Annotated in this window: 8 protein-coding genes and 1 riboswitch; of the genes, 5 read left to right on the forward strand and 3 right to left on the reverse strand. The window is 51.4% G+C overall.

Features of this window, described 5'->3' with window-relative positions; all coding sequences use genetic code 11:
- Nucleotides 1-33: 33 nt before the first annotated feature.
- Nucleotides 34-209, reverse strand: a riboswitch (M-box (ykoK) riboswitch).
- 249 nt (nt 210-458) lie between these two features.
- Nucleotides 459-1,013 (forward strand): GNAT family N-acetyltransferase, encoded by a 555-nt coding sequence (locus A372_RS0124340; protein WP_019423524.1) that lies wholly within the window; start codon nt 459-461, stop codon nt 1,011-1,013.
- Between the two features lie 90 nt (nt 1,014-1,103).
- Here A372_RS0124340 and A372_RS0124345 read toward each other — a convergent pair whose 3' ends face one another.
- Nucleotides 1,104-1,313 carry a hypothetical protein gene (locus tag A372_RS0124345; protein ID WP_019423525.1) on the reverse strand — a complete coding sequence of 70 codons (210 nt, stop codon included), beginning with the start codon at nt 1,311-1,313 and terminating at the stop codon, nt 1,104-1,106.
- Nucleotides 1,314-1,802: 489 nt separating this feature from the next.
- Here A372_RS0124345 and A372_RS0124350 point away from each other — a divergent pair, with 489 nt between their 5' ends.
- The 4 genes from A372_RS0124350 (at nt 1,803) to A372_RS0124365 (ending at nt 6,059) form a co-directional block, all read left to right on the forward strand.
- Entirely contained in the window at nt 1,803-2,789 is a 987-nt protein-coding gene (locus A372_RS0124350) for an ROK family protein (RefSeq protein ID WP_019423526.1), read from the forward strand.
- 46 nt (nt 2,790-2,835) lie between these two features.
- Nucleotides 2,836-3,540 (forward strand): bifunctional 4-hydroxy-2-oxoglutarate aldolase/2-dehydro-3-deoxy-phosphogluconate aldolase, encoded by a 705-nt coding sequence (locus tag A372_RS0124355; RefSeq protein ID WP_019423527.1) that lies wholly within the window; start codon nt 2,836-2,838, stop codon nt 3,538-3,540.
- Nucleotides 3,541-3,668: 128 nt separating this feature from the next.
- The gene (locus tag A372_RS0124360) at nt 3,669-4,571 is read left to right on the forward strand and encodes an alpha/beta hydrolase (RefSeq protein ID WP_036705224.1); all 903 of its coding nucleotides are present in this window, start codon (nt 3,669-3,671) and stop codon (nt 4,569-4,571) included.
- A gap of 288 nt (nt 4,572-4,859) precedes the next feature.
- Complete coding sequence (locus tag A372_RS0124365; RefSeq protein WP_157259682.1) at nt 4,860-6,059, forward strand: transglutaminase domain-containing protein; 1,200 nt, start codon at nt 4,860-4,862, stop codon at nt 6,057-6,059.
- Between the two features lie 107 nt (nt 6,060-6,166).
- On the opposite strand, the gene A372_RS0124370 is transcribed toward A372_RS0124365, so the two are convergent.
- Entirely contained in the window at nt 6,167-7,204 is a 1,038-nt protein-coding gene (locus tag A372_RS0124370) for a cytochrome d ubiquinol oxidase subunit II (protein ID WP_019423530.1), read from the reverse strand.
- Nucleotides 7,201-8,568, reverse strand: a complete 1,368-nt coding sequence (locus tag A372_RS0124375) for a cytochrome ubiquinol oxidase subunit I (RefSeq protein ID WP_019423531.1) — start codon at nt 8,566-8,568, stop codon at nt 7,201-7,203. The genes A372_RS0124370 and A372_RS0124375 overlap by 4 nt, the downstream gene beginning before the upstream one ends.
- Nucleotides 8,569-10,165 lie beyond the last annotated feature (1,597 nt).

Genomic DNA, 10,165 nt, shown 5'->3' on the forward strand with positions numbered 1-10,165 from the left:
TTACATGCTAAAAAATATAGCAAATACAAGTGCCATTGCCCTCTATTCGTTGAGTTTTAGCACTATGTGGCATAGGAATGACGCACGCGACATCCAGCTACGTTAAAAACCACCTTAAGTCGATGGTTTCTGTTGACCCATTGGCGTCTCTCGACATTTTTGGGCAGCAGCATATCTCCACATAGGAGCCTCACCTAACGAGGAATATGAAATTATGTTCTTGACTCTATATAGTTATAGCACCTTTTAACAATAAGTCAATGATTTCGGCACATTCATTTTTTGGGTGCATGCGGGTGCTTGTCCAAATACAGTATTTTAATCTTATGCAAACAGATATTCGTTGCAAAATTCATAGTTGCAAATTCACAGAATAGGGGGTAATGTTTATGTAATAGAACATTAGTTCGCACTGTGCGAATATCAACATTATGCTTTATAGAAAAAGGGAGAATTATATGGATCGACTGAAGACGGAAAATCAATGTGATAACGTGATCGAGATTGTACATGTGGGTGAGGAATGCGCCGAATTGCTGGCGGAGATCGGAGCAGCGACGTTTCGAGAAACGTTCGGGGAACTGTTCCAACCTGATACGCTCGCAAAATATGTGGAAGCGACGTTCGCCCCGGGGAAGCTGGCTGTGAGCTTGCAGAAGCCGCACAATCACTTCTATGTGGCCTATTGGGATGGGAAGCCTGCCGGCTACATGAAGCTGAAGGACGGTTCAGGCCATGAATCCGTCGATACGCCGCATCCGATGCAACTGCAAAAAATTTATGTGCAAGCTGATTTCCAGCGTCACGGTATCGGGCGTGAGCTTATGAACGTCTGCCTGGCACGAATGGAACAAGCTGTCCCTTCTGCCGTCTGGCTTGCTGTACTGGAAAGCAATGCGAAGGCGGTTCATTTTTACGAGTCATTCGGCTTCGCGACAGTAGGGTTGACAGAATACCGCTTTGAAGACGCATTGTTTCGTTATTTCGTCATGAGACGGGAAGCGGACGTGTAGGTGCATTGTGAAGATGGAATGTCAGGAATACGGGAGCGGGAGCCTCTTGAGGCACGAGAATAAAAAAAGCCGACTCCTTCGAAGAAAGAGTCAGCTCCAGGTCTTGGCCACAAAGTCCGCAACGATGAGAAAGACGACGTAAGATACGACCGCGGAAGCGATATAAGTAATTCCGGCCTTCACACGCTGTTGGAAGAAACGAACTACACCGAGACTGAGAAGCGGGCATACGATAAGCAGGAAAAAAAGCACCGTTACGAACAATTGCGGGCTTATATTGCTAATGTCTACATACGTCATGGGTCATTCACCTCTTACAATCCGAATTAAAATAATACTTGAACCGGGGTCTCTCGAATAACGGTTGACCGGCAAGCTGCGTTAGCAGACTCGCTCCAGAGCAAAGTACCTGTATACTGTAGGGAATCGAGAGCATTTAAGTCTGCACAATGATTCACGGCAGCTTAGAACTGGCTGGCTGCTCTGCTGCTGTAATTGGCTGTGATTTATCGCGCGTGGCGCGTGTGACATACATCACAGTACTATTATAGCGATTTGTACCAAGTTCGTCTTTAATATTGTTTCCAAGTTTGAGGCAAATTTAAGGCGAAATTATGGCGAACACTTGAAGTGAGAAGCAGTCATTGACATCCAGAAAAGCTCGAATGTACGATGAATACGTTGTATATTCACAACAATTGGATTATGATTTTTTCAATCAAAAAGTTGACTGCTCCGTGCTATAATACGGATAAATCACAGCTATAAGGAAGGCAAGGTGGAGAAGTCATGCAATATATGATAGGAATCGATCTAGGTGGAACGAACATCGTGTGCGGCCTCGTGAACGAGCGTTACGAGATGGTGGATAAGGTGAAGCGGCCGACGGAAGCAGCCCTCGGCGTTGATCACGTTTTGGATAAGATGGCCGACATGATTGATGAGCTGTTCGCGAAAACGGGGCTGGATCGCAGCCACTTGCTTGCTGTCGGAGCCGGCATTCCGGGATTTATTGATCCGGAGCGCGGTGTCAGCATCTTTGCATCCAATTTGAAGTGGCATGACGTGGACGTTGCCGGACGGTTGAGTGTCAAGGTTGGCGTACCTGTTTTTATAGATAATGATGTGCGCATGTATGTATATGGCGAAGCGATGAGCGGAGCAGGACGTGGAGCGGGTGTCGTGCACGGTGTGACCATCGGAACGGGGCTGGCAGCTGCTACCGTGGTGAACGGTGAATTGTATTACGGCAGCGGTTTCATGGCGGGCGAATTGGGACATGTAGCGATTGACGGCGAAACGACACCATGCGGCTGTGGACTTACGGGCTGCTTGGAGTCGGTCGTCTCCGCCACGGGCATCGTGCGCCAAGCGAAGCAAGCGCTGGAAGCGGGCCGAGACAGCATTCTGCGTGAGTCATACGAGCGCGGGGAACTGAGCGCCGCTCATGTCTCGCAAGCTTATGACGAAGGCGATGCGCTCGCTGTCGACATTTTGACCTATACTGGCCAAGTGCTTGGCAAAGGTTTGGCGTACTCCATTTCGCTCCTCAGTCCGGACGTTATCGTCATCGGAGGCGGCGGGGCACTGGCTGGAGAACGACTGTTCACATCGGTGCGCGATACGCTGCAGCGCTCGGTCTATCACGGTTATTTGGAGCGGTTGACGATCCGTCAAGGGGAGTTGATTGATGATGGCGGAGTGATCGGCAGCGCGGCTTTTGCGAAGAATCGGGCGGAAAAGTTGCGTCATGCAGCTGCCGGAGGCGCAATGTAAGCGAGCTGTTGAATACGTCCGGAGAACAAGAAAGGGGGAATGGCAGATGATGACGGAAGCCGATAAAGCAACGATGAAAATCGATAACTCGATAACGGCAGCCGGTATCTCCATAACGGAGCAGATGCTGCAGACACGCATCATAGCTATTTTTCGCGGCTTTACCGGAGAGGCGGCCGATCTTGCCGGAGAGGCGCTCGTGACAGGCGGCGTCCGCTTCATGGAAGTGACCATGAATACGGAAGGCGCTGCGAAGATCATCCACCGTTGGCGGGAACGGTTCGACGGTAGGGCATATATAGGCGCGGGAACAGTAACGGATCTTGATGAAGCCCGAGAGGCGTTCGCATGCGGAGCACAGTTTTTCATTTCTCCGAATTTGGACGAGGAGGTCATCTCCTTTGCGGCTGAGCGCGGTGTGGATGTGTGGCCTGGTGTGCTTACACCGACGGAAATCGTTCGTGCCTGGAAAGCTGGGGCGAAGGCGGTCAAGCTGTTCCCGATCGGAACGCTTGGTCCGGATTATATTCGGGAAATCCGCGGCCCGCTGCAGCACATTCCTATCATTGCCACGGGCGGAGTGGACATGAACAACGTTGCGGATTACTTGAAGGCGGGTGCTTCTGCCTTCGGCCTGGGCTCCAAGCTGGTGCGTACCGACTACATTCAAGAAGGACAGTTCGAGCAGCTGGCGCAGCACGCCCAACGCTTTGTTCTAACCGTGCAGGAAAAAGCGCTGGAGAACGGGTAATTGCTGTACGTTTATCTGACCGTAGAAATTTTGCGCCTGGGAACTTCGGATAACGCTGCTGCGAGTAAAGTATAATAGATAGACAATGAACGTGAGGCAATCATAAAAGAGAGGCGATATTAGTGGCTATGCTTTGGACATATGGTGTGGGTGCCCTGGCTCTCGTCAGCAGCGCAGCGGGTGGAGCTTGGGCGTTGGCGGTAAAGAGTCAGTCCCCACGGCAAATTCCGGTGAGCACCGAGCCCGAGCGTCCCTTTGATCGGGTAACGTTTGAAGGCTGCGCTACGCTTCAAGGCTGGTTCATCTGGGGAAAAGGGAATACGCCAGTCAAAAAGGCCCCGGTTATCATTGTTGCACATGGTTGGGGCTCCAATCGTGCGCGTGTGCTTCGTTATGCTTATCCGCTCACAGATGCGGGCTTTAATGTGCTCATGTATGATGTAACCAGTCACGGAGAGAGCGGATCGGTGAAGGCGCCATCCGCATTATTGTTCCGGGACGATTTGCTGGCTGCGGTGCGCTACGTGCGGAAGCGTCCGGATGTGGACGGCGAGCGCATCGGAGTGATTGGACATTCATTGGGCGGCTTCGGCGCTGTCTTGGCGTTGGATGAAGGGCTGGCCGTCCAGGCTGTCGTTACCGATTCGATGCCTTCCCGTCCGTTAACGATGGTTGCGGCAGAGCTGAAGCGGCATAAGCTGCCCACGTTTCCGCTTGCAACGGTCATACCGCGTATTTGGCTGTATCGTTCCCAGATTCCGACTGCCGTCTACGACGGTCTGGATCTGGCGAAAAGCTTGTCCGGCAATTATGCGCGCACAGAGGGAAGAGTACCGCTGCTGCTGGTCCATTCCCGCAACGACGGCTATATTCCTGCCAGCGATTTGGAAAATGTGCTGCAGCGGTTGTCTTATCATCAGCCGCATTTGATTGTCGATTCAGACGGCCACAGCAGCTCGGACAGAGATCCTGCGTTCTGGCCGGAAGTGCTGCCATTTTTGCGGCAGCATTTGAATCGCAACTCTTTATAATAAGGCACGAGACGAAGAATTTTATTTTCTTCCTCTTGTGCTTTTTTTTAGGCAAATGTCGCATGCATTCGCTATCAGTCGTCTTTTTCTCTACTCGATAACGGGTACACAAGGGCCATCCATCTTCTGAGAAATGCTCTCTTGCTGCCACAGCTTGTCGATCGTGATAGAAACGGAACGAAACATCCTCGATTATATCCACTCCATAACTAGACAGCATCTGCAAATTGCCTATGTTACGATTCGTACCAGCATAGGCGGGACAACACCGTCGAAGCGAAGGTGGTGATGCGGTTGTTCGATTTTAAGGCTCAGAACGGCATAAGGTACCCCCAAGAAATAGGCGAGTTGAAGCGCAAACGCTCTTGGTTATCCATGTTTCGCGTATTGTTTTTTGGCGGTATTACCGTAGGAATTATTACAGGCTTTGCTATATGGCCTACCGTCGAAGCTCAATCCTCTCAAGTGACGTTGCATGAAAACCAAGAGATGCGCGATTGGCTCAGTGAACGATTCACCTTACGCGAAACGATGTCTTCCTTCCGATATGATGGAAGTACGGATACACTGACGGACCAGGTCAGTAAAGCGTTGTCGGAAGCGCTCTATTCCGATCCGTTCATACGCTACAATGTCAGCAAATATTCTTTCAAATGGAAGGGCGGCAGCGATTACGCCAATGTCACTGTGTATGTCGATTACCGTGAGACGTATACGCAATCGTTATATGTGCGAAATCAGGCGAAAGAGATTGTGGCTAACATCACGAACAGTAACGACTCTCCCCACGTAAAAGTGAAAGCGATTCACGATTATATTGTGAGCAATGTGGCCTATGACGAGGCAATGACGAAGTTCACCGCCTACGAGGCGCTGACCGAAGGGAAGACGGTATGTCAAGGCTATGCGCTGCTCATGCAGGCGATGTTCGAAGAAGCCGATATTCCGAGCATCATAGTCGAAGGAGAAGCGGGCAGCATGCTCCACGCGTGGAATATGGTTCAGTTGGATGGCAAGTGGTATCACATCGATGCAACGTGGGATGATCCGCTGCCTGACCGGGGCGCACAAGTCAGGTACACGTATTATTTGCGTACTGATGCGGAAATGCGTATGGATCATTCGTGGAAATCGGACAATATTCCGCAGGTGGTTGAGCCGTATGAACAAGCTTTGCTGCAGATGCATCAGAGCGATGACGAGAGATTGAAGCAATTGGCAGTTCAGCTGGAAAAGGTATGGAGCGCAGACGTGCTCCTGCCGGACAGAGCGATACGGGATGTGGCGGATTTGACGGATCGCTTCCTGGCGGCTAGACAATCTGGACGCGACCGCTTCCAAATCCGGTATACGGGGAGCGAACTGCAGCTTCGCTCCGATCTGCATGATATGCTGGATGCGGCTGGTCTGTCCGCTCCGCTAGAGTATCGGGTGTCCTCCTTACAAGACAGTGACGACCTGATTGTGGAGATTCAAATGCCGGAATAACTTATCTTATAGCAATGGACAGGCCTTGCCCATTACGAGACGCGTGGGACAAGGCCTGTTGCTGTTGTGTCTGCTATATCAGCGTTGAGTGTGGCGATTATCACATCTCATTCCTGTTCAAGGTAGCGCCGGTCCTTCAGGAACAGCCTCCAGAACAGGATGAACACCGGGATAAGCAGGATGGTGCTCACAATGTATCCGATAAGCAGTGAACGGAAGATGGCGGGGTTCGTGAAGCCAGCCTCCAGCGTAAGCTGCGGGTAGATGATATAGGGCAAGTGCGCCCTGCCGTAGGCGAAGCTCGCTAATGCATACTGCACGGCGACGAAAATAACGGCCAAGCGCGTGCTGCCGATAAAGCCACCCCTGCGCTTGATGAACAAGCAGCCATATCCGATGCCGAAGGCGGCGGCCGACAGCAGGAACCACAGCCACTGATCCCGGAAGCGGGCGATAATCCATGAAGCCTCAGGCAGCATCGTGAACGTGACGCCAACCGCTGCGATAAGGCTGAGCGGCCCAAAAATGACGGCTAAGCGGCGGTATGTTCTATAGGTAGTCATGTCCCGGGCTTCCCGGGCATAGTCGGCTAGGAACAGCGCAGAGAAGAACAGTTCCGTGGCGTAGCCGAATGCCAAATGCGCATACAGCGTCGGACTGGTCAGCAGCTTGCCGTAATTCAGCGCTAGCGTGCCGTCTGGCGCTTCCGTTACGATCCCGCCCAAAGTCACCGCCAGCACCGCAACGAGCAGGCCGGGAATCAACAGCCCCGTGATGCCGGAAATGATGCGCAGCGCACGATCATAGGAATGCACGGAGTAGCTGAATACCATGAAGGCGCTGCGAAGCGTAAGCAAGATGAGCACCAGGCATACGGGAACCAAGAGCAGCGAGGCTAGCGAGAACGTCGCCCGCGGGAAGAATCCGACCAGCGCGACGACGAACAGCACTAGAAACGTATTCGTAATTTTCCACGATGGGGATAGGAAGCGATTCGCCAAGCCCGCGGCTTTTGTGTCTCCATCTGCACTCCTCCGCCCGAAGATCATTGCCCAGAATCCCGCTCCGAAATCAACCGAACCGAGGAGCGAATAAATAAACAGGAAGATCCACAGTACCGTAATCGCAATCGTGGCGTCGCTCATGAGAATGCCCCCTTAGTGTCATTCGCATCTTCCGCATGCTCGATCAAATCGGCGGAGACGGGATGACGCTTGAAGTAATGGCGCATGACCAGCGAAGTCATAATTAAGAGCACGACATAGATGGTGACGAATAGCAAGAACAACGTGCCCATGCTGTCGCTCTTCAGGGCAGCATCCGTCGTGCGCTGCACGCGGTAGATTGTCCATGGCTGCCTTGCTGAGCAGCTGAAAATCCAGCCGATTTCGATGCCCAGCATAGACAATGGGCCAGTCCACACGAAGAGGTGCATCAACCAGCGCGGGAACGGCCGCGGTGATTTGCGGGTGAAGGCGCGCCACATGACGACTGCGAACGAGAGGCCAAGCAATCCGAATCCGATGAGCACCATAAGATTGAACAAGGTGTGGACGAACAGCGGAGGCCAATCTTCCCTTGGAATCTCGTTCAATCCTTTCACTTCAGTATCGAACGAATTCGCGGCCAGGAAGCTGAGCATGCCGGGAATTTCGATGCCATACTTAATGGTCTGCGTCTCGGGATCGGGAATTCCTCCAATGACGAGCGGAGCATGTGTCGTCGTCTGAAACAGCCCCTCCGCTGCCGCAAGCTTCTCCGGGTTGTGCTTATGCAGGGATTGGGCGGTCGCATGCCCATTCATGGCTGTTATGAGCGACATGACTAAGCCGATGACGAGCCCGAGCATAAGGCCTTTGCGGTGATAGGCCGCTTCGCGCTCGTCTTGCCGATGCTTGAGCAGCATAACGGCGGCTGAAGTGACGATGAAGAACGCTCCGGTCATGTAGCCGGTTGTCAACACATGCTGGGCAGACGTGAAGAAGGACGGATTGAAGACGGCGGCCCAAGGGTCGACATCGGTAATCTGGCCGTCCACGAGCTTGAAGCCGGTCGGCGTGTTCATCCACGCTTGGGCATCGGTAATAAGCACTGCCGAGGCGCTGGCACCTACCATGACGAAGAACACGCTTAAGATGCGCATGCCGGAAGACAGGCGATCGGCGGCATACAAGTAAATGGCCATGAACAGCGCCTCGAAGAAGAAAGCCCAGATTTCGACTTGAAACGGGACGGCGATCACTTGTCCTACGATTTCCATAAATCCGGGCCACAAGAGGGCGAGCATGACGCCTACGATCGTGCCGGATGGAATCGCGACGCCGAGCAGAATACCGAGCGCTTTCGTCCAGCGCCGTGCGAGCACGGCATAGTCCCGGTCTTTCTTGCGCCAGTACATAATTTCGGCGAACACAATCATAAGGGGCAGTCCTACCCCTAATGTGGCAAATAAAATATGAAAGGCCATGGAGGTGCCGAATAAGGCACGGGCCATTGTTACGGGATCCATACATCCACCTCTTTGCTTCGGGATAGGGTTCGGCTCGGACGTTAGTGTATGGAAGGATGTTGACTAATATACATGATTAACCAATTATTCGCGAATTTAGCTTTTGAGTTGTCCGCATGGACTACATTAGTTGCGCACGGGAAGGACATATAGCTTACATTGCTTCTATAACCAGGTGTCTAAATCATCAACGGGAGCACGCGAGGCTACACAAGAAGGACATAGAACTGGCCGAACTGATGAGGGCAGCTGCAGCTCAAGAGTGGAGCAGAACTGATGAGATCGCATGCAGCTCGAGAGTGGAGCAGAACGGATGAGAGTAAATGCGGCTCGAGAGTTAACTGAACAGATGGAAGCAGATGCAGCTTGGGTGTAGAACACAACAGTGAGAGCAGCTGCAGCTCGAGAGTAGAACAGAACGGATGAGAGCAATTGCAGCTTGAGAGTAGAAGCAAGGAGTAGAACCGATTAAATCAAATGCAGCTCGAGTGTAGAACAGAACAGTGAGAGCAGAGGCAGAGCGAGAGTAGAACAGAACGGATGAGAGCAATTGCAGCTTGAGAGTAGAAGCAAGGAGTAAAACCGATTAAATCAAATGCAGCTCGAGTGTAGAACAGAACAGTGAGAGCAGAGGCAGAGCAAGAGCAAGAGTAGAACAGAATGGATGAGAGCAATTGCAGCTTAAGAGTAGAAACAAGGAGTAGTACCGAGTAAGAATTTGGGCCAAGATTTATGCAGTTCTGATGCAGAACTGAGGGAGTGCTAATCATGACTTCGGGCAGATCTGAACGAGTGCTGGAACAGAACTGACAAAGATCTGGAACTTAGTATGATGCAGAGCTGTTTCACAAGCTGATGCCAAGTATATGCAAAACTTATGTAGAACCGCTTATCGAAGCTGATGCCAAGTCGATACATAACTGCTGCAGTGGTGCATAGAAGTCGATTCCAACTGATTCAACTGAAATAAAAAATGGTGCAGAGTAGTTACAAAAGTGGATTTAGAACAATATAAAGCGGACACAGTTAAGTAAATAATATGCTTACGTTTCCATGGAGAAAAGCTTCATAGCGCCTGTCGAGTAGGCTGCTTCCGTCTGCTATTCTTGTTACCTGCTATTTTCATTGGAAAATGTACAGTGGATTTTATTGATTAGTGAGAAGAATCAGCGTTCTATTGGAAAATATCCAATGGATTCTTCATATTTCCGATAAAGAGCGCTTTATCTCTGAAATCTACTGTACATAATCCAACGTAAGCCCCCTCATCTGTCTATTCTTCATATTCCATTGGACATAATCCAATGGTGGAGGGGGGAGCCGCTGCGGTTGGACGAATAGGCTTCGAAGAGAGCACGAAGCAAGATTGAGACGCTGTATGGACGAACTCGATCTGCTAGTACAGATCATGAGTACACACTGCAGACTAATGCGAAGCACAATCGTGACGGTTTGTGAGAAAAAGCGCCTGTTAGTAGAAATATGCGTACACGAAAAAGGTGTGACACACAGCATGTGCGACCGTGCCGCGTGTGCTGACCACACAACATGTGCGACCGTGCCGCGTGTGCTGACCACACAACATGTGCGACCGTGC

It is taken from the genome of Paenibacillus sp. OSY-SE, assembly GCF_000283315.1.
GTDB classification, from domain to species: domain Bacteria; phylum Bacillota; class Bacilli; order Paenibacillales; family Paenibacillaceae; genus Paenibacillus_B; species Paenibacillus_B profundus.

Bases quoted from the DNA above. Each gene is read 5' to 3' on its own strand.
- A372_RS0124370 (WP_019423530.1), bottom strand. From the start codon at position 7,204: ATGAGCGACGCCACGATTGCGATTACGGTACTGTGGATCTTCCTGTTT.
- A372_RS0124340 (WP_019423524.1), top strand. From the start codon at position 459: ATGGATCGACTGAAGACGGAAAATCAATGTGATAACGTGATCGAGATT.
- A372_RS0124345 (WP_019423525.1), bottom strand. From the start codon at position 1,313: ATGACGTATGTAGACATTAGCAATATAAGCCCGCAATTGTTCGTAACG.
- A372_RS0124365 (WP_157259682.1), top strand. From the start codon at position 4,860: ATGCGGTTGTTCGATTTTAAGGCTCAGAACGGCATAAGGTACCCCCAA.
- A372_RS0124355 (WP_019423527.1), top strand. From the start codon at position 2,836: ATGATGACGGAAGCCGATAAAGCAACGATGAAAATCGATAACTCGATA.
- A372_RS0124375 (WP_019423531.1), bottom strand. From the start codon at position 8,568: ATGGATCCCGTAACAATGGCCCGTGCCTTATTCGGCACCTCCATGGCC.
- A372_RS0124350 (WP_019423526.1), top strand. From the start codon at position 1,803: ATGCAATATATGATAGGAATCGATCTAGGTGGAACGAACATCGTGTGC.
- A372_RS0124360 (WP_036705224.1), top strand. From the start codon at position 3,669: ATGCTTTGGACATATGGTGTGGGTGCCCTGGCTCTCGTCAGCAGCGCA.